At 56.2% G+C, this 20,101-nt stretch carries 13 protein-coding genes; 8 read left to right on the top strand and 5 right to left on the bottom strand.

Translation table 11 applies throughout. The annotated features are described in order from the left end of the window. Positions 1 to 89 precede the first annotated feature (89 nt). Positions 90 to 761, top strand: a complete 672-nt coding sequence (locus E9677_RS01660; RefSeq protein ID WP_136556361.1) for a response regulator transcription factor — start codon at positions 90 to 92, stop codon at positions 759 to 761. Then, positions 758 to 2,131, top strand: a complete 1,374-nt coding sequence (locus tag E9677_RS01655; protein ID WP_136556360.1) for a sensor histidine kinase — start codon at positions 758 to 760, stop codon at positions 2,129 to 2,131. Before E9677_RS01660 ends, E9677_RS01655 begins: the two co-directional genes overlap by 4 nt. Positions 2,132 to 2,163: 32 nt before the next feature. On the opposite strand, the gene E9677_RS01650 is transcribed toward E9677_RS01655, so the two are convergent. Continuing rightward, the gene (locus E9677_RS01650; RefSeq protein WP_136556359.1) at positions 2,164 to 2,400 is read right to left on the bottom strand and encodes a DUF6538 domain-containing protein; all 237 of its coding nucleotides are present in this window, start codon (positions 2,398 to 2,400) and stop codon (positions 2,164 to 2,166) included. A gap of 292 nt (positions 2,401 to 2,692) precedes the next feature. Between E9677_RS01650 and E9677_RS01645 the strand changes: the two genes are divergently transcribed. Then, positions 2,693 to 4,507 carry a site-specific integrase gene (locus E9677_RS01645; protein WP_136556358.1) on the top strand — a complete coding sequence of 605 codons (1,815 nt, stop codon included), beginning with the start codon at positions 2,693 to 2,695 and terminating at the stop codon, positions 4,505 to 4,507. A gap of 222 nt (positions 4,508 to 4,729) precedes the next feature. Here the strand turns inward: E9677_RS01645 and E9677_RS01640 are convergent, their stop codons facing one another. Together E9677_RS01640 and E9677_RS01635 are read right to left on the bottom strand one after the other, a co-directional pair. Further along, positions 4,730 to 5,920, bottom strand: a complete 1,191-nt coding sequence (locus E9677_RS01640; protein ID WP_136556357.1) for a hypothetical protein — start codon at positions 5,918 to 5,920, stop codon at positions 4,730 to 4,732. Positions 5,921 to 6,154: 234 nt separating this feature from the next. Continuing rightward, the gene (locus E9677_RS01635; RefSeq protein ID WP_136556356.1) at positions 6,155 to 6,982 is read right to left on the bottom strand and encodes a DUF3883 domain-containing protein; all 828 of its coding nucleotides are present in this window, start codon (positions 6,980 to 6,982) and stop codon (positions 6,155 to 6,157) included. Between the two features lie 306 nt (positions 6,983 to 7,288). Here E9677_RS01635 and E9677_RS01630 point away from each other — a divergent pair, with 306 nt between their 5' ends. From E9677_RS01630 to E9677_RS01620, 3 genes are all read left to right on the top strand, one after another. Beyond that, complete coding sequence (locus E9677_RS01630) at positions 7,289 to 12,346, top strand: RecQ family ATP-dependent DNA helicase (RefSeq protein WP_235882825.1); 5,058 nt, start codon at positions 7,289 to 7,291, stop codon at positions 12,344 to 12,346. A gap of 564 nt (positions 12,347 to 12,910) precedes the next feature. Next, entirely contained in the window at positions 12,911 to 14,527 is a 1,617-nt protein-coding gene (locus E9677_RS01625) for a DUF262 domain-containing protein (RefSeq protein ID WP_136556354.1), read from the top strand. Further along, on the top strand, positions 14,520 to 15,326 hold the full coding sequence (locus E9677_RS01620) for a PIN-like domain-containing protein (RefSeq protein ID WP_136556353.1): 807 nt from the start codon (positions 14,520 to 14,522) through the stop codon (positions 15,324 to 15,326). The genes E9677_RS01625 and E9677_RS01620 overlap by 8 nt, the downstream gene beginning before the upstream one ends. Before the next feature lie 177 nt (positions 15,327 to 15,503). Here E9677_RS01620 and E9677_RS01615 read toward each other — a convergent pair whose 3' ends face one another. Beyond that, positions 15,504 to 16,313 carry a DUF429 domain-containing protein gene (locus E9677_RS01615; protein WP_235882824.1) on the bottom strand — a complete coding sequence of 270 codons (810 nt, stop codon included), beginning with the start codon at positions 16,311 to 16,313 and terminating at the stop codon, positions 15,504 to 15,506. A 13-nt stretch (positions 16,314 to 16,326) separates the two neighbouring features. Beyond that, positions 16,327 to 17,286, bottom strand: a complete 960-nt coding sequence (locus tag E9677_RS01610) for a DUF5655 domain-containing protein (RefSeq protein ID WP_136556351.1) — start codon at positions 17,284 to 17,286, stop codon at positions 16,327 to 16,329. Positions 17,287 to 17,416: 130 nt separating this feature from the next. Here E9677_RS01610 and E9677_RS01605 point away from each other — a divergent pair, with 130 nt between their 5' ends. Together E9677_RS01605 and E9677_RS01600 are read left to right on the top strand one after the other, a co-directional pair. After that, positions 17,417 to 18,907, top strand: coding sequence for a type I restriction-modification system subunit M (locus tag E9677_RS01605; protein ID WP_136556350.1), 1,491 nt, complete (start codon positions 17,417 to 17,419; stop codon positions 18,905 to 18,907). After that, on the top strand, positions 18,897 to 20,096 hold the full coding sequence (locus E9677_RS01600; RefSeq protein ID WP_136556349.1) for a restriction endonuclease subunit S: 1,200 nt from the start codon (positions 18,897 to 18,899) through the stop codon (positions 20,094 to 20,096). Before E9677_RS01605 ends, E9677_RS01600 begins: the two co-directional genes overlap by 11 nt. Positions 20,097 to 20,101 lie beyond the last annotated feature (5 nt).

Raw genomic sequence — 20,101 nt, 5'->3', positions numbered from 1 at the left:
CAGACTTGATTTCTCCTCGCCAAATCTGCTTCTAGCTCTCATAGTGAGTTTTGCTGTCGATAAGCTGTCCGTAAAGGAATTCTACTGCGGTGCGGATCATTCTGGTCGAGGACAACAGGAGCCTGGCAAAAGGCATCGAGGACGCCTTGCGGGATCAAGGTCATGGGGTGGATCACCTTGATGATGGGCTGGCCGCAGACAATTTCCTGCGAACTGAGACTGCCGATGTCGCTATCATCGACATCAATCTTCCTGGTATGACGGGGATCGAAGTCACCAAACGGATGCGCAGCCGTGGTGACACCACGCCGGTTCTGATGCTCACCGCCATGGGCAAGACGTCCGATCGCGTCGTTGGCCTCGATGCCGGTGCGGATGATTATCTTGTGAAGCCGTTCGAGATGGCCGAATTGATGGCGCGCCTGAGGGCACTCACGCGTCGAAGGCCGCAGCTTATGCCGGAACAGGAACTGATCGGCGACCTCGTCTACGATCGTCAACAGCGCGTCATCATGCACAAGGACAAAAGGATCGATCTGCCCCGGCGCGAACTCGCACTTTTCGAACTGCTGCTTGACCACAAGGGCAAGCTTATGGATCGAGAGAGGATTTTCTCGTCGCTCTATGGCGCGGGAGCTGAAGTGGAAGCCAACGCGATCGAGCTCCTGGTCTCGAGGCTTCGACGGAAACTCGATGGGACGCAAGTGGAAATCAAGACGGCGCGCGGCCTCGGTTACATGCTGAATGCAGGGCCGGCATGAGGCGCCTTTCGCTTCGCTCCAGACTGTTCCTGCTTCTCATTCTGCCTCTGATCGTCATCGCGGGCATCGCTTCCTATGCGCGCTTCGAAGAGGCCGAACGGCTCTCCCAAACGCTTTACGACAACACGCTTCTGGCCGTCGCCTTGACGATCTCGCGCGATGTCGCGATCTCCGAGGGTGACATTCTCACCGAACAGCTTCTGGAAGAATTGACCACCGCTTTGGGCGATCCGGTTTACTATCGGATCACGGGGCCGGGTGGTGGCCTCGTGACTGGCTATTCCGATCCGCCGGACGTGCCGGATGCTTCTGACATACAGAGCGGCAAGCCGTTTTTCTTTGACAGCACATATCTCGGGCAAGAGGTTCGATCCGTCGTTTTGCGGGAATTCCTCAACCAGCCGAGATTACAGGGGTGGATGACCGTCGAGGTCTGGCAGACTGTATCTCAACGCGCCGCCTTGAGCCGTGATCTTCTGTTTCAGAGCATAGCGCTGTTGGCGACCATCATCTTGTCGGCCGCCGTGATCCTCTGGTTCGGGATCAAGCTCGGGCTGAAGCCTCTGCTCGACCTCCAAAATGCGATCAGCCTCAGAACCCCCGATGATCTCAGGCCAATCCGCCGATGGATCCCGGTGGAGCTGCGTCCGCTCGTCCAGACGACCAATTCCTTGTTCGAACGTCTGTCGAAGGCGTTCGAGATCCGTTCGGCATTCATCTCCGATGCCGCGCATCAGCTCCGCAACCCGATCGCCTCGATCGTTACGCAGGCGGAGGCGGCCGTGTCCTCCCCTGACGAGAACACCCTTCGGCAGCGTGTCGCATCCATAGCGCAATCCGCCCGCGCGACCGGCCGGCTCACCAATCAGTTGCTTTCCCTCGAACGCGTGCGCGGGCGAAGTCTGCGGGCACTATTCGAAGAGACTGATCTCGTTGCTCTCGTTTCGGCCAAAGTTCGCGCCTTTGCAGAGGTCCAGCTCCTCAACGACATCTCAGTCGGCTTTGAAGTCGATGGAATATCAAGGTCAGTTGTTTGCGATCCTGTCATGATTGAAGAGATGATGGCCAATCTTTTGGACAACGCGTTGCGCTACGGTTTGCGCGAAGGCGGCGAGCTGGATGTCATGCTGTCGTTCTCAAAGGAAGAGGTTGCCATCGTCGTGGAGGATGACGGTCCCGGGATCAATGAAGAACTTCGGGACAGGGTCTTTGACCGCTTCTTTCGAGCCGATCTCGACTTTGGCGATGGCTGTGGCCTGGGGCTTGCCATCGTTGCCGATATCGCCGAAGCGCATGGAGGGAATTCCCTATGCGTCTCTTCCCAAAAGGGCGCACGTTTCGAGATCCGTTTGCCTTTAGATCAGCATTAGTCATTGCTCGCGCGTTCAACAGGCGCGGTCAGTCAAAGTTTCTGGAGCTGCTGCTTGGACATCGCTTCCTTCGAATGCAGTTTCAATTCGGCCAACCTGGTGTTGAGCTTCCGGCCGATGACTTGCGCCTTTTTATGGTCGGAACAATGAAGGCTGAGTGAAAGCCGGCTGCCGGGCTGGCATTGAGTGAAAGCGGCCGGTACCCGGGGGCGCCAGTAGAAGATGTTTCCGCGGCGGATGAGATTCTCGACCTCGTGGCGCACAGCCATGACGAACAGACCCTGTATCAAGCCTGAAGGTTTGACGGCGCCGAATTCGGCTGGGCATCACCTTTGGGCATCAGTTCTGGGCATCAGGTCGCCAATGATGCCAAAACGATATCCGGCACGACTGGAAAATCAAGGAATTAAGGGCTTTTAGGGAGAATTGGCTGGGGAACCTGGACGATAATCCAACTTTCCTCACGGCTTTGATTCACTTCAACATATTGCCAGGAAACAGCTTTCTCGTCTAGAGGTGTTCCGGTTTACTGTTCCGGTAAGCTGTTCCGGGAGCCCCCTGATGACACGACGCTCAAACCTCATTCGCCGCGAAGGCGGCACCTACTATGCCCGGATCTACATCCCTGCGGAATTGCGAGATCACTTCCCGAGTGAGGACAAGAAGATCTCACTTCGAACTAAGGACGAGGCGACCGCTAAGCGTCGTCTCAATGCTGAAGTCGACAAGTGGGACGCCAAGTTCGATGATATGCGCGCCCGCCGGCATCTGAGTGCCCAGGACAAAGCGGTCGCCGTCTGGGAGCACTACGAGGCGAGGCTGAACGAGGACGCAGAGAGGCGGCGCGCGATGCCGACGGATGCGGACCTTGAAAGGGAAGCTGCCCTGGTCTGGCTGCGTATCGATCGCGGCGAGATCCGGTCTGATGACATGGTAAGCATGATCAACGGCTATGCAGACCTTGAGCTCCTCAAGCGCGCTCGGCAGGATGACGCTAACCTTCGTTCTCGTCGGTTGATTGCCCTTAAACGAGACCTGGCGGCCGGCAGGTATGCCTTGGTCGAGGAGGACGTGCGTCATTTCAAAGAGAGCAATCAGCTGTTGGTTGACGACGGATCCGAGCAGTTTCGCGAACTCAGTGCACTCATGATGCGCGCCGATATCGAGGCCCTTGAGCGGACAGTAGAGCGAGATGTCGGCGACTACTCCGGGAAACCCAAGGATCCCATCGTCAAACCGGCCTTCGCCAAGCCCCGCGAGACTGCGGCGCCCGGTCAATCAGTTATGGAGCTGTTCGAAGTTTACGCCCGCGAAAATCCTCGCAGCGTCACTCCCGACACGTTGGCCCAGGCTCGCCGCGATATCGGTCTATTCGTGGACCATGTCGGCACGACCTTTCCCGTGTCGAAGATCGACAAGAAAGCTGTCCGCGAATGGAAGGCACTTCTGATGCTTTATCCTGTCAAGGCGACTGAGACAAAAGAGTTCAAGGGCATGAAGATCGCCCAGATCGTCGCGCACAACGAGACGGTCCGTAAGTCGGTCCTGAGTGTGAACACCGTGAACCGCTATCTATCCAACCTTGCCGCTTTTTGCAGCTGGCTCGTCGGACATGGATACATCGATTACAATCCAACCGAAGGGATGTTCCTGGCCAAGGACAAGCGGAAGAAGGTCTACCCATTTACGGTCGACCAAATGAACGCTCTTTTCCGGTCGCCGTTGTTCACAGGGTGTGTAAGTGACGATGCGCCTCGGTTCTGGAACAAGCCGGGTGATGTCAGAATCCGTGACCATCGATACTGGATACCATTGATCATGCTCTACTCAGGCGCCCGGCCTGGCGAGATTGCGCAGCTCGGCCTATCAGATGTCCGGGAGGAGCGGCAGACCTGGATCTTTGATATCACCGAAACCGCAGATGATGGCGGCGATGAAGTGAAAAGGTTGAAGACTGAAAGTTCTCGCCGTGTTGTGCCGGTCCACCAGGAGCTAATTGAGCTAGGTTTCCTCGACTACTTGGCGGCAATTCGAGACGGCGGACATACGCGCGTTTTCCCACTCGCAGTCCGTAACGAGCGCGGGCAGATGTTATCTGATTTCAGCCGGGACTTCGGGCGATACCTTGAGAAAATTGGTCTCAAGAATGGTCGCGGGTTGTCGCTCTATTCCTTCCGCCACGGTGCCTTTGATGCAATGAGAAGAGCAGGCTATCTTGATGAGCAGTTCAATTTCATCTTCGGACATGTCAGCACCGGTAATCGTGTGACCCAAGGTTACGGGGTCTTGACGCAGGGCGTCCTTGAGCAGCGCGCCGAGCTGGTCAACGCGATCGCCTATCCGGGGCTGGACTTAGCCCACCTGATTGTCAGGTGACGGCTGGCACGGCAAGGCGCGTTGAAGAGGATCTAATTTAGAACTATTTCTGTCTCTGCCGAGGAGCTTGAGGGTGGCCAGCCCGGGCGCCGTCCCTTGAAACACAAGGCTATTGACCTGGCTGGGTGACGGCAAACCTAGTAACTGCCTTACACTCCCTATACCACTCATCCTTACACTTGCATGGAGAGAGGGAAGCCAACGCCCCGCCAGACGTGGGAGTCAAAGCCCAGAGGCGAAGTCGGCGGCGACGCGGTTGCCGAGACGCCGCAGTGCCTCGCGGACGCGCTCATTCAGGTCTTCGTAAGCGATGAAAGTGCCGTCACGTCCTTTTGCCTCCTGGAGGTCTTTTGGGATGCGCAGTCCCAACCTCTTCATTGTCCCTCGTTCGGATTTCCGAAGGTTCAGGCGGTGAGCCACGGACTGCTTGTCCAGAGCTGAAATGCTGAGGTTTCCGGCCTGGCGGAAATTCGTCATACGCTGCTGTGCTGTCCACGCGTGGATAGCCTCTGAAGCTCGTCCTTTGGAGGTCGATTGCTTAGGGAACGTAGGAAGCATGAAGCGGAAGTATCGGCCCTGGAAGGTTGTGAAGCTCACGCCTGCCAGCTTGTCGAAAGCTGACACCCCGATTTGCTGGATCTCCCAGGAATTCAGCGTCACCTCAATGCGAGCGCGCCTCAAGTCCTGAGGCAAGTCCACGTGGGTCCCGGCGGCCCGGTTCTGCCGGTCAACGATCTTGTCCATGATCCGCCAACGAACGTCAGCCGTTTCACCACCTATCTCAACCGTTCCGTCAGTGAATGGATCTTGCCGGGCGACGCCGCTCCCATCGACAAGCTGTAGGACCTTACCGCGGCCGCCCCAAACGGTTCTGGGTCGACTGAGCCCAGCTTGCAGATAGTCCCGCTCCACGACCAGGTGGTTAGAGAGAACGCGCATCATCGTCGCCCTTGCTAGATCATCCGGCTTGCTGGGGGTGAAGTCGACGCTGATCTCGATTCCGAAAAGCTTCGGAGGCTCTGTGAATCCGAACTTGGCCTCGAGGCGAGCTAGGGCCTTCCTTACCTGAAGCACCGCCGGCTCCTGAACCCTTATCGTGAACGTCGTGGCGGCGTCATTCGGCAGCGGACGGTCGTTTCGAACATACAGCGGCCGATCGAAGAAGTCCTCGATCTCGTTTTGAAGCCATTGAAACTGACTTGACCTGTTGAGTTTGACCTCCACCGTCAACCAGTCGATGACTGCCCGGGTCTCGAATGCACGCAAGTCCACTTCAGGGACCAAGGCGTAGCGATTGCGCAATCGCTTCTGGCCCATTCCCAGGTCTACCCGGTAGTAGTGTAGCAAGCCAACGACTGCCGGCGTCTTGATGCTTCGCAATGGGATCGACAGCACCGGCGTTCTAATACTCATCACTGATTACTCGCATCCGATCACATGCTCTATCCCTAGGGACCTTCAAGCCATAATGCCTAGGTCCGATCGGTCACAGGGTGCCTCTCCGGCGCCCACAACTATCTGATCGTCTCTCTTTGACTCAAGGATGCTCAGGGAGGCGCATTGCGCAGCCAGGTGCAGCCGCACGCTACGTGAGAATGGCGCTCGTCCACGGGCGGCTGTGACGATCTGATGATCGGCCAATTGGTGCTAGTTAAAGGTTGCCTGGAAGGCTGTCGCAGTCAAAGACACATGCGCAGCCAGCGGAGGCGCAAGCTCGAAGGCTCTCGGTTCGCGCGAGAAATTCCATAGCCGCAGCAGCCGCCATTCGTTCGGCCTCTCTTCGGCGACCGCGAGCTCATTCCTGGAGATATGAAATGGGGTTCGATCCCATCCGTTCGTCGTCTTTACTTCGATCAACCTCGACCGCCCATCGGGTGAGAAGCTCAAGATGTCGAAGCCCGCACCATCGCCGTCTTCTTGGGATATCCACCTGACAGCTCGAGAAAGGTCTTCGCGTCCGGCCGACCGGAGAACAGAGCGCTCGTGGCGAACGACCATCTCCTCGCCGGCGCGTCCCAATGCTCGGTTTCGTTCGTCTCTTCCCGCTACGTCAAACTTACGCGCGATGTGCAGGGTCTTTTCAAGCTCCTCGGGCGGCGGCTCGTTGGACATCGTCGGTGGAGGCCCCACCCAGAGCTGCAGTGCGTCCTGGAACGCCCAAGGGGCGGTGGTATCGCGGATCAACCATTCTCGGTTTCGAGCTAACCACCGCACCACCACGTCGACAAGTGACATTTGGAAATTGAACGCTGGCTTGTAGCCTGGGAGCCAGGCTTCGCCGAGAGACATCAGAACCGCACTAATGTTCTGGTGCTTGAATTCGATGGCGCCACGTCCACGATGTATCAAGGTCTGGAGTCGTCGATTATGCTCAGCCTTATTGTAGCGATCTCCTGCGAAATCCTTCGCGAGCATCGCGAAGTAGTCTGAGACGATCAGATCATTCTCAATGTCTGTCCAGTCGCCCTTTGCCATTAGTCCCCGGTAACCACTCGTCGGAGCATTGTCCCCGACCGTTTGCAAACACTAGGCTTACGCCAAGTGTATGGAGTCTGTCGATCTGTCCTGCCGATGGAGGGATAGATCAGAGGCGCGAGTGAATGCGCTTGCGGCATGCACGCCATTGTTGTTTCATGAGAATACCGTCAACTGATCCATGGCGCCGCCTTGGCTCCAGAAGGAATCAGGGAGGAGTGGGCGGATTGGGAGCGCTAAGGGGCACATAAAATAGGCGATACAGCTTCTCTCTTCATTGACCGATGCCTTTCGATTGATCTTGAGGTGAATCCCGAAAAGGCCGAGATATTTGCCTTCGCGGCCGTCCGAGGCCGCGACCAGGAAACGGTTGTTTTCAAGAATGGAGATCGCCAGGCCGCTTTTGATCAACTGGAGAAGTTGGCGTCAGAGGCCGAGTTTATGCTCGGGCACAACATTCTGCGTCATGATCTTCCTCATCTTGCTGCAGCGAGGCCTAGCTTTGGCCGGCTCTCATCGAAGCCTGTCGATACGCTCTGGCTGAATCCGCTGGCTTTTCCGCGTAATCCTTATCACCACCTAGTCAAGCACCATCATGATGGAAGGCTTCAAGCTGGGCATATCAACGATCCAGAATTGGACGCCCGTCTTGTTCTACAAGTCCTGGCTAATCAGATAGAGGCATTCAAGAGCCTTGCTGATCGCGTGCCGGCGATCCTCGAAGCCTACCACTATCTCTCGACCTGCGCACCAGGCAGTGCTGGGTTCGACGAGTTTTTCGCCGACTTGCGCCGAGCGGCCCGCCCTACACCTTCGGCCGCCGAGCGGTCGATTTTACAGCTCCTGGAAGGCCAGGCGTGCGCAGCCCGAGTGCAAGATGTATTGCAACGCCTGTCCTCGCCCCACCTTGGGTGGCCAATGGCCTATGCGCTCTCCTGGATCTCCGTCGCTGGCGGAGATTCTGTCATGCCACCCTGGGTGCGGGCGCAGTTCCGTGAGGCAGCGCAGATCGTCAGGCACCTCCGCGACAAGGCGTGCGACGACGCCCGTTGTCAGTGGTGCCCGGAAAGAAGCGATCCAAAGAAAGCGTTGTCGCGCTGGTTCGGGTTTGACGGGTTTCGGGCCGAACCGAAGGATGATGCCGGTCGCCCTTTGCAGGAGCGCATTGTCGCAGAGGCAATGGCTGGCCGATCGGTGCTCGGCATCCTGCCGACTGGCACTGGCAAATCTGTCTGCTATCAAATCCCAGCGCTTTCACGGTTCGACAAGACCGGCGCTCTGTCTGTCGTGATCTCCCCATTGGTGGCCCTTATGGCCGATCAGGTCCAAGGTCTCGCACGACATGGCATCTCCAGCTGCGTGACGATCAACGGCCTCCTGTCACTGCCAGAGCGGCATGCAGCACTAGATCAGATCCGGATGGGTGAGGCGGCCATCTTGCTGATTTCGCCTGAGCAGCTGCGAAATGCTTCCGTGCGCTTGATCCTGTCGCAGCGTGAGATCGGCTACTGGATCCTCGATGAGGCCCATTGCGTGTCAAAGTGGGGACACGACTTCAGACCGGACTATCGCTACGTATCGCGGTTCATCCGCGAATACACCGGGGACCGAGAGCCGGCACCAGTCATCTGTCTGACTGCGACGGCCAAGCCCGAAGTAGTGCGCGACATTAGGGACCACTTTCATTCTCGGCTTGGGGTGGAGCTCCTGCTGCTCGACGGAGGAGCAACGCGAGACAACCTCACCTTCGAAGTCCAAGAAACCCACCGCAGTCGTAAACTGGCGGACATCCTGGACACCATCGAGCGCGCACTCCCGCAAGAGGGAGTGTCGGGAGCGGTCGTTTACTGCGCCACGCGTGCTGCAACCGAGAAAGTTGCTGGCTTCTTGCAGCAGCAGGGATTGGCCGCTGACTACTTTCATGCCGGCCTAACACCCGAACGCAAGCAGGATACGCAAGAACGCTTCCGGGTCGGTGACCTCAGGATCATTGCCGCGACCAATGCTTTCGGCATGGGGATCGACAAGCCCGACATCCGGCTTGTGGTCCATGGCGATATACCGGGCTCGCTGGAAAACTATCTGCAAGAAGCGGGACGCGCCGGACGAGATCGCAGTCCTGCCGTGTGCGTGTTGTTGTTCAACACGGATGATGTCGAGCGACAGTTTTCGCTCAGCGCACGCTCACGCCTGGCGCGTCACGAGATCAGTGGGATCCTGAAGGCACTGCGTCGCCTGGATGCAAAGGGCAAGCACCAAGGTGGAGTCGTTGCGACGCCTGGCGAGATCGTTCGTGAGGACACATCGCAGGATTTTGAGCGTGACAGTGCGACCGACGACACGAGGGTCAAGACCGCGATTGCTTGGCTTGAAGAATCCACCTTGCTGACACGCGACGAAAACCGCGTGCAGGTATTCCCCTCATCTTTGCGAATTCGCACCATGCAGGAGGTCGATACCATCCTGACAAAGGCGGAGATCACGGGGTCGCGGCGCAAGCAGCTCATAGCCCTGGTTCAGCACTTGATGACGGCCTCTTCGGACGCCGGAGTATCCACTGATGAACTTTCGGGTGCGAGCGGCCTTACAGGAGGTGCCCTCCGCAAGGCATTATCCGATCTCGAAACCCTCGGCATTGCAACCGACGACACCGCGATCACCATGTTCGTGCATGTTGGTATTGAAGGGGCTTCGCGACACAGGTTTCAGATTGCAGCTTCTCTAGAGACTGCGCTGATTGGGGCTTTGCGCGAAAATGCGCCAGATGCCGAAGATGGGGAGGCCTACCCCCTGCACCTTGCGACGACCTGTCAGATGCTACGTGACCAGGGTCATGCAAGCGTTCGTCCTGATTTGGTCGAAGCTCACCTTCGTAGTTTTGCGCAGGATGGGCGTGATGAGGACGGTGGGCGTGGCAATGTGCATTTCCAGAAGCTCAACAGGAGCACATGCCTGGTGCGGCTACAACGATCCTGGGAGGCGCTTAGCAAAACAGCAGAGCTCCGGCGACGTGGATCGGAGCTGCTACTGTTGCATCTAGAGGGGCTAGTGCCCAAGGGAACACGCGGCAAGGATATCAGAGTCGAGACGACGATCGGCAAGCTGCAAGGCGCCATCATGGAAGACGTCTTTCTGAAAGGATCTGTCCGTGATGAAACAAAGCTCTTGAGCCGGGCGCTGATGTGGCTTCACGAGCAGGGGGTCATCACGCTCGGGCGAGGCCTGACGATCTTCAGGCCTGCGATTACCGTGAACTTACGCCCTGGCACAGGCCAATTCACCCAGAAGGACTTTCTGCCTCTCGAAGAGCATTACAGCGAACAAACCATTCAGACCCACATCATGGCGGCCTACGCGTCTCGTGGCCTCATCTCTATCAATGAGGCTGAGCGATTGGCGTCGGACTACTTCCAGTTGGACAAGGAAAGATTCCTCAAGCGGTGGATGCCAGACCGCGCCGGAGAGCTTCGTAGACAGACGACACCGGAAAGCTGGCGTCGGATCGTAGATGATCTAGGCAGTCAAACGCAGTCAAAGATCGTTGCAGACGATCGTGAGCAGACAAATGTGCTGGTGCTCGCGGGCCCTGGATCCGGCAAGACGCGCGTCTTGGTGCATCGCGTTGCATATCTGGTTCGGATACGGCGCGAGGATCCGCGCGGTATCCTGGTGCTTACATACAATCGCCATGCCGCCGTTGAAATTCGCAGGCGACTGAAGGACCTCATCGGCGACGACGCAATCGCCGTGACAGTGTCGACTTGCCACGCATTGGCTATGCGGTTGGTGGGCGCGAGCTTTGCCGGGCAGATTGACACAGACAGCGAGCGCGACTTCGACAAGGTAGTGGTGGAAGCAACGGCCTTGCTGAAGGGCGATGGTCTCCAGAAGGAAGAAGCCGAGGCACTTCGCCAAACGTTGATCGAGGGGTATCGGTGGATCCTGGTAGATGAATACCAGGACATTGGTCCCGAGGAGTATGGGTTGATCGCAGCGGTAGCCGGCCGCTCCCTCGATGACCAGGATCAACGCCTCAGCCTCTTTGCCGTGGGAGATGATGATCAGAACATCTATGCGTTCGCCGGCGCCTCGATCGAGTTCATCAGGCGCTTCGAAACGGATTACAACGCCAAGCCGACGTATCTCATCGAAAACTATCGTTCGACCGCAGCGATTATTGCTGCCGCCAATTGGGTCATTGCGTCGGCTGCGGGTCGAATGAAGGCAGAGCATGATATCCTCATAAATCGGGATCGAGCAAAAGCTCCCGCCGGCGGCACGCTTGCCAATCTCGATCCTGTAGCCCAGGGGCGGGTTCAACTTTTGCACTGCAGCACTGACGGACAGGCTCAAGCCGCAGTGGATGAGCTGGTCCGATTGTCACAGCTGGTGCCGGATTGGTCCTGGTCAAAGACCGCAATCATTGCACGGGAGTGGCGTCTGCTGGAACCGGTGCGAAGCTATTGTGAGGCGAGGGGCATTCCGGTGCAGCTTGCGAGCGAGACCTTGCCGCCCTTCTGGCGTCTTCGTGAAGTAAGGGCTTTCCGCACCTTCTTGAGGGCGAAACCTGCAAAGATGCTAACAATCTCACAGATGCAGGAGTTCATCGCCGCACAGACCGCGAACTGTTGGTGGACGATGATATCTGACGCCCTGTCGGCATTCAGCTTGGAGCTGGATGGCAAGGCAGTTCCGGTCGCCGACCTTATCGAAATGCTGGCCGAATGGGCACGAGATGCTCGTCAGGAACAACGCGGCCTGATGCTCCTGACTGCGCATCGAGCCAAGGGGCTCGAATTCGATGATGTGGTGATCTTGGATGGTGGCTGGGATCGGAATTCACGAGGGGAAGATCGGGATGCGCCGAGGCGGCTTTTCTATGTCGCCATGACCCGTGCCAGGCGCAGTCTGGCAATCATGTCAACAAAGGGTCAGCACCCACTGGTGGGACCCGACACCCACGGCATACTACAGCGACAGATCACAGCGAAAGCGAATGAGGCCTCAGATCACTCGATCCGCTATCAGTTGATCGAGCCGCAGATGGTCGATCTCTCTTGGTCAGGACGGCAGAGCTCATCACATGCGGTCCATACTGCCTTGGCAAAACTACGAACCAATGATCCGGTAACGTTGGTCGAGAGTGACGGCCGGTGGCTGATCCAGAACGCGGATGGTGTGATAATCGGGCGGATGGCGAAAAGCTATCGACCGCCAGAGGGGCTGCGGTTCACTCAAGGGTCGGCGCGAGCCATCATTCAATGGCGCAGGGTTGATAACGGTGAGGAGTTTCAGGGAGCACTGAGGCAAGACGTCTGGAATGTCGTTCTTCCGGAGTTGGTATTTGTTAAAGAGCTGATCTAGCCTGTTTAGAGAGTGAGCGGTGTCCAAATCGGTCTCTAGACGATACTGCGCTTCATGGCGTTGTGCTAGCGTAGAGGGTGCCATGGCGCTATTCTGCGGTGGCGGCCTGAGATTTCGACCGCCCCTCCGACAGTCCAAACGGAAGCGGATGGAGCTACCTGGAACTAATTGCTCACTTTGAGCCAATGTAGTTTGATGACGCGGTTTCGGCCCCTTGTCGGAGTAGTCGAAATTGAGTGACGCACACAGATGTGGCTTTCAATGTTTCGGCCTTGCAGTTGGAGGGAATACCAAGCAGCTTGTAATTTGCGCACTTGCAAGGGGCCTGCCAGGTCTTTTTGCGCGAACGGAATATCGATTGCATTGATTGGCTGTCTGAGTTGGCTGCGGCCTTTGGCATCTTCCGATGAGCGCATTGCAGTCCTCGGCGTCAGCCGATGCTTGGAAAGTAGGCTCATCTGCAAGCGAGTTAGATGTGAAACAAAGTGTCTGCCGCCTAAAACGCTTCTATTGATACCAGGTGCTGTCAGTCTTGGCTTGTGATTAAATACGACGGAGGAATGTTTGGATACCCCGCTAAATGCATCTGCCAGCACAGCTGGTGGGATTATTTCTGGATCTACATTCGAGGTCCCGCCCTATCAGCGAGAATATTCTTGGCGAGAAGATGAGGTAAGAGAGTTTTTTGAGGACATACAGCGGAGCCTCGATTCCAACTCCTATTTCCTTGGGCTTATCATACTAACGGACGAAGATGGACGAAAAAAAATTGTTGATGGTCAGCAACGAGTTGTAACTCTGACATTGCTGGCTGCCGCTCTTTACCATGAAGCTAAGCGCCGTGGGAGATCTGCTTTGGCGGATCGGTTAAATGCTGATTTTCTGACATCAATAAACTACGAAACGGATGAAAATGATCCTCGAGTTATACTTACTGACGAGGCGGATAACTTTACGCTTCAGCATATAGTTTCGACTGGGGAGGTTCCTGGCGGGAAAGCACAGGGGGACACAGTATCCGGAGAGCTTGTAAAATCTTTCAATTTCTTAGTGAAGGAGCTGCGAGATGATCTCCGACCGGATGCTTTCAAAAGGCTTGGAAAATGGACCGACTTCATTACGAATCGGCTCTACTTTGCGGTGTTTGTCCATCCAACGCCTTCATCCGCATATCAAGTTTTCGAGGTTATCAATACTAGAGGGAGGGATCTTACAACCGCAGATCTTCTTAAGAATTTCGTTATCAGCGAATCGCCGCCGGCCGCTCGCACGCAGATTTACGATAGGTGGAAGCGAATATCGGACTCCTTTCCCAGTGATGCAGCAAACAGTTTTGTGCAGTATATTAGGCACTGTGTAACCGTGAGGAGCGGGCATATACCGCCAAAGGACCTGTTTGCTTTTCTCGCGTCGCGGCAGGAATTTGGAAATAGACTGGCGCCGGCACCGCTAGACTTGGTCGATATTTTAGAGGAAAATCTTCCTCTCTACCTCCAGATGATGGATCCAAGCCTTCCGGGCCCAGCGAACGAGGTCGCTCTGTCTGTGTTCCGAGCCATAGGCCGCCTAAATGTAATAACAGTTCGACCGCTTATGATGGCGATAGTTGCTGTTGATGATGCCGATGAAGGCTTGCACTACCTACTCAAGCTGATAACGCGACGCATAGTTGTTGGAAACTTAGGGACGGGTAACATTGAGCGACGGTTTTCAGAAGCTGCTAGGAAAGTTTCGAATTCCGGACAGTGGATCGACGCACTTTATGAGCTGAACGATCTCAGTCCTGAGAAGGATTATTTCATCGATAGGCTTATTAAGCGGAGTTTGAACAAGAACGTTTTGAGCTTCATTAGAAATACAGCGATATCTCAAAAAATTTCTCCTGATACTTACTACTTCATGCATTTTATAATGCCGAAGTCGATAAAGGATCATCCTGACTTCGAGGATGGTGAGCTTTCTTATTGGGGCAGCACGCTTGGGAACACATTTTTGAGCACTGAAGAAAAGCGTGCGGATGGCGGTGATGATTGGAGCAGCTTTCTCGAGAAGATGCTTCCTTTAGCAGCACCAGGCGAATTTATTGAAGACTTGCAAGAATTCGATAAATGGACTGCTGAAAGTCTGCGAACTATGGGAGAACTGTTGGCGCACAGAGCGGCTGAGGTATGGTATGGCTGACGGTTCTACGCCACAAAGTTCTATCGCTCAGCTTCTACAAACTCTAAATCGCCAGCGAGAAATTCCAGCACTCCAGTGTCTCGCGCTTGCGATAAAAGGCGCGTCAGCAAATCTTGAGTTGGCCTCGTCCGCCATTGTGCTGGACGCTAATGTCTTTCTGCGTATCCCGTCTCACAGAAAGAGCTCGGACATCATGGACTATTTGGTGGGGCTGCACGAGAAGCCAGTGGTGGTGCCTGGGCAAGTTATTCAGGAATTCTGGAACAATCAGCTGAGCGCAATTGATACAATCTTTAAGAGTGTATCAAAGAAGCACACTGAGATGTCGCGGGAGATCGACAGGTATAAGCAGTCCGGTGTCTCGGGGATAGATTCCGTCGCCAGTGCTTTGGATTACTTCAAAGAGACCAACGAGCATATTTTCGAGCCGGAGCTTGTGAGCAAGACATCAGCTTTTCTGGAGCGATTGGTAGAGAAGGCGCTAGTTCCATATGCTCCGCGGTCTACGCTGGTCGAAGTTGCTGCGGATCGAAAAAAAGCTAAGACCCCGCCTGGCTTCAAGGATGAAGGAAGTGGCGATTTCCTTGTGTGGGCTGACCTTCTGTTCGGTCTGCTGGACGCCAAGGCTGCTGGTGCCTCTTTCGACAACGTCATACTTTTAAGTCACGATGCAAAGCCTGATTGGTCTCGTGGAAAAATTGCCCATCCGGTTTTGACTGCAGAGGTGCGAGCGCTGTTGGACGCGCATTTCGAGATATGGACGTTGGATCAATTTGCAGAAGCCATCGGTGCTGCATGATTGAATTGGGCGGCTCGTCTCTAACGCGTGTGTGCCAAGTGCTAGCCTCGTCCGGTGACACTTGATCGGCGGTTGGGGGCGGGCTATCGCATGGCGGCAAGTTCGAGATGTTAATTGAAGAGCATGCATTATATCCGCCTGACAATGACCGCTGCGTGCCGGCAACTTAAGGGCGCACTACCTAATCCGCACATTCCTCTTTCGTGCAGCTATGGCCAGTCGCTCGTGGACGCCGCTAAGCGCCGGAGCAATCATATATCCGTTGACCAGGTCACCAATCATGACAGATTGCTCACGGGGTGCCACGAGCCAGTGTAAACCGACAAGAGCACAGATCATCGCATCGATTTTGTCCTGGTCAGCTTTAGTCGGCGTCAGGTTCGCCGCCGCGGTTGAACACCAAAGTTCTAGATGCTCCAAGCCATTTCGTGTTCCGAATGCCCGGATTGTCTCAGCTACGGAGTGCAGGTGATCCAGTTGAAACATGCGTCTGTTGGCGGGATTATATTTTGGAGCCCCCAGGCGCCTGCAATAGGCGCTATCGATAGCAACCAGGGCAAGCGCGGGAAATACCTCGATCAGAAACAGCCCTGTCGATGCAGTCCGTGCCGCGTCTGGGTCCTCAAAAGCGCCAATCGCATGCTTGAACCGCCAGATGGGTGCAGCGTCATCGAACATACCAAGCTTCGACCGATTGGCCGGCTGCACTCCACCGCCAGCCCAGGATATTAGAGCTCCCGCCACTTTATCGACCGGACGTGAGCCACTGAGATTTGGAACAATGGTCGGCTGATCTAGCGCGACGACACACTTGTTGACCTCAAGCCTTTCTGCATGAATAAGCGCGGCGGCTTCACTAAATGAAGCCAACCTCGGCTCCATATGCAACCGTGCGCCGTGTGCGTCGAGCCGGATAACACAAATTGCACCTGGCGCTTTTGGATTGTCGGTCCAGGCTGAATCGAAGCCAACAACGGAAGTGGTCATTGCTGACGCAGCATCACCCACCCTCATACGCCAGCCGCAACAACGGTTGCGCCTTCTCGAAATCAGCCATCGATCGCAGCATGATTTCCAGATCACCCGTCCCGTGATGTCCGATATTCGTCACGTCGCGCGAGAAGTCCTCCTCCAGCTCGACAGTTGACGGATCGAGTCTGACATAGGCCGCGATGCTGCGGGCCTGCGGATAGATCTGCAGGCAAGTGAAGTTCTTGATCCGCTTGAACGCAGTGTATTGCTTGAGCTCCTTCACCTGCACATCGTCCCCGAGACCGATCAGGAACTGGTAGGCGGCGTCGAAGATGTCGCGGAGCTCGCTCGATGACTGCGCTAGGCGATAGGCCTGTCGTTGCGTGAAGTAAGGATCAGGCTCTTCACCTGGTGTCTCCCCAACAGTGATGCCGGGAGTGACTGGTAGTGTCTTCGGAGCTTGCCGCGTGCTTACACTCGCCGTCTTCGGCGCGTGCACCAGCTCCAGCATCAGCAGATCGTCACCGAACCGGCGATAGCGGATTAGTTCTATGTTACGCGCGATCTGCTTGACCGCATGCTCGTCATAGCGAGTAAAGTCGCCAGCAATGCAGATCAGGCGCGGCGCTGTCCACTCGACAGCATTGGCAGCATCGGCGCCAAGCCGCTCCATCACCATCCACTGGAATTCCTTGCGGTGGTCGAGCAGCCAGTCGAGATAGAACAGGCCCTGATTGATGACATTCTCGTTCACCGAGCGCTTGTATTCGATGATGACGGGCGAGTTGTCCTCATCCAGGCCAAGCGTATCGATGCGGCCGCCATGCACGGGACCGGTCGAGTGCTCCGTCGCCAGGAAGCGGATGCCAAGCAGCGCCTCAAGATTGGCCTCAAACAGCACCTGCAGGGACTTCTCCACCTGCATGGCCGTGCCCGGCAGCTCGGTCACTTGAGCGCCCCCAAAGTGAAACAGTTTGATATCGCTCAAGATTCACCTCGGGTGTGACCACAGATTGTGCTCAAATTTCTATTCGCTTTGTCGCCCTTGTCCAGATAATTTGCCGGTGCGCAGCGATTTGGTAGGATCGGCCTGCGGCTGATGTGAGGGATAAGCATAGATGACGACGTTAAGCCTGGCACAGCTGGAAAATCATCTCTGGCGGGCAGCGGATATCCTGCGGGGATCGATCGATTCCGGTGATTACAAGCACTACATTTTCGGTCTTCTGTTCTTCAAGCGCCTCTCGGATGTCTGGGAGGAAGAGTATGAGGAGCGGCTGGCGCGCTATCATGATGCCGATCTGGCGGCTGATCCGGACGAGCACCGCTTTGACATTCCCAAGGGCCATTTCTGGAAGGATATGCGCAAGCACTCGACCGATATCGGTCCGAAGTTGAACGATGCATTCCGCGCCATTGAAGACGCGAACATGAAGCTGCGCGGCGTCTTCCAGGATGTCGATTTCAACAACAAGGAACGCTTTCCGGATGCAATGCTGGAAAAGCTGCTGCAGCATTTCGAGACCTATCGGCTGCGCAATAGCGATGTCGAGCCGGATGTGCTGGGCCAGGCCTATGAATATCTGATCGCGCAGTTTGCTGATGATGCCGGCAAGAAGGGTGGCGAGTTCTATACGCCGAAGATGGTCGTGCGGCTGATCGTCGAGTGCCTGAAGCCGGAAGAAGGCATGTCGATCTATGACCCCACTTGCGGCTCAGGCGGCATGCTCTTGGAGGCGGTGCATCATCTGGAGCGGCAGGGCAAAAACCCGAAAAGCCTTTCGCTGTTCGGCCAGGAGCGTAACCTCAACACCTGGGCCATCTGCCAGATGAACCTGTTCCTGCATGATATCGACGATGCGCAGGTGGCGCGCGGCGACACACTGTTGGAGCCGAAACATCTGACCGGCGATAACGTGAAGGCCATCCGCACATTTGACCGGGTGCTGGCTAACCCGCCGTTTTCGCTGAAAAGCTGGGGCCATGATGTCTGGTCGAAGGGCGATGCCTATGGCCGCGACCGTTACGGCTGCCCGCCGAAATCCTACGGCGACCTCGCCTTCGTGCAGCATATGGTGGCGAGCCTAAAGGAAGAGGGCGTTTGCGGCGTGGTGCTACCGCATGGCGTGCTGTTTCGCGGCGGGGCGGAAGGCAAGATCCGCGAGGGGCTAATCAAGGATGACCTGATCGAGGCCGTGATCGGCCTAGCGCCCAATCTGTTTTATGGCGCGAGTATTCCGGCCTGCATCCTGATCTTACGCAAGCACAAGCGGACGGCACGCAAGCGCCAAATCCTGATCGTCAACGGCGCCGAGCATTTCGTCGAGGGCAAGGCACAGAATCATCTGTCGCAGACCAATGTCGCCACTCTGGCGAAGGCCTATGGCGACTTTGACGATGCCGAGCGGCTGGCGCGGGTGGTGCCGGTGAGCGAGATCGAGGCGAACGACTTCAACCTCAATATCAGCCGCTATATGCATCTAGGCGAAGAGGCGGACGAGGTCGATGTCGCGGCTGAAGTGGAAAAGCTGGTCGAGCTTCAGGCCGAGCGCAATGCGGCGGAAGCCCGAATGATGGGCTTTCTGCGGGAGCTTGGTTATGTTGCGTGAGGTGCCGGAGGGGTGGAGAGCGGGTAAGTTCGACACATTCATCACGCTGCAAAGGGGCTTTGATCTTCCGGTGCAGGATCGGCGGCAAGGAACGTTCGCTGTAATCGCCTCAAACGGACAGATAGACAGTCACTCGGAACCGAGAATTCCCGGTCCGTCAGTTATAACAGGACGAAGCGGCACTCTCGGCAAGGTCTTCCATATCTCAGAAGGCTGCTGGCCTCTGAACACCACTCTCTATGTGAAAGATTTCCACGGCAACGATCCGGAATTCGTTGCATGCTTCTTGAAGCATTTCAAACTTGATCGTTTTGGCACAGGAACCGGAGTGCCGACGTTGAACCGAAACGTCGTTCACGAAGTAGAGGTCGCTTTACCCCCACTCCAGGAACAGCGCCGTATCGCCGAAATCCTGGCGAGCGTCGATGAGGCCATTGCCTCAATGTGCGCGGTGATCGAGCAGACCAGGAAGTTGAAACAGGGCGTGCTGGAACGCCTGCTGACCAAAGGCATCGACCACACGTGTTTCAAACAGACGGATATCGGGGAAATTCCGGAGGGGTGGGAGGTTGCACAGGTTGGGCAATTCGCGAGGCTCCAGCCTGGCTATGCGTTCAAGAGTGCGGAGTTCACCGAAAGCGGCATCAAGCTTTTGCGTGGATCGAATGTCGGCGTCGGTTCATTTGATTGGTCGGAAGGCGTGACCAAGTGTTTTCCTGCAGAACGTGTCGATGAATTTTCCGAGTATCTGCTTGGCGAGAATGATATCATCATCGCGATGGACCGACCGTTCATTTCGGCGGGTTTCAAAGTTGCCCGTTTGAGGAAGTCGGATTTGCCCTGCCTGCTGCTTCAACGCGTTGGACGCCTTACTCCGACGGGAGATTGCGATCCGGATTGGCTTTGGCAGATCACGTCAGCCGGAAGTGTCCGAAGGCACCTCGAAAAGCAGCAGGTCGGCACGGACCTTCCACATATAAGCCGTTCCGACATCGAGAGTTGCACGGTCGCTCTTCCTCCGCTTGCAGAGCAAAGAGCCATAGCTGCGATACTTAAACCGTTGGATACGCAAGCAGACCTGCTCATGCAAAGCCTCTCTTCAGGGGAGCGCCTGAAATCCGCCCTGATGTCCGACCTCCTCACCGGTCGCAAGCGCGTCACCGACGCTCTGCCCATGGCTGCGGAGTAAACGCC

Origin of the sequence: Peteryoungia rhizophila, from assembly GCF_004912145.1 — a bacterium.
GTDB classification, from domain to species: Bacteria; Pseudomonadota; Alphaproteobacteria; order Rhizobiales; family Rhizobiaceae; genus Allorhizobium; species Allorhizobium rhizophilum.
The sequence above is the reverse complement of the archived record's forward strand: the minus strand, read 5'-3'. Positions and strand labels throughout refer to the sequence as shown.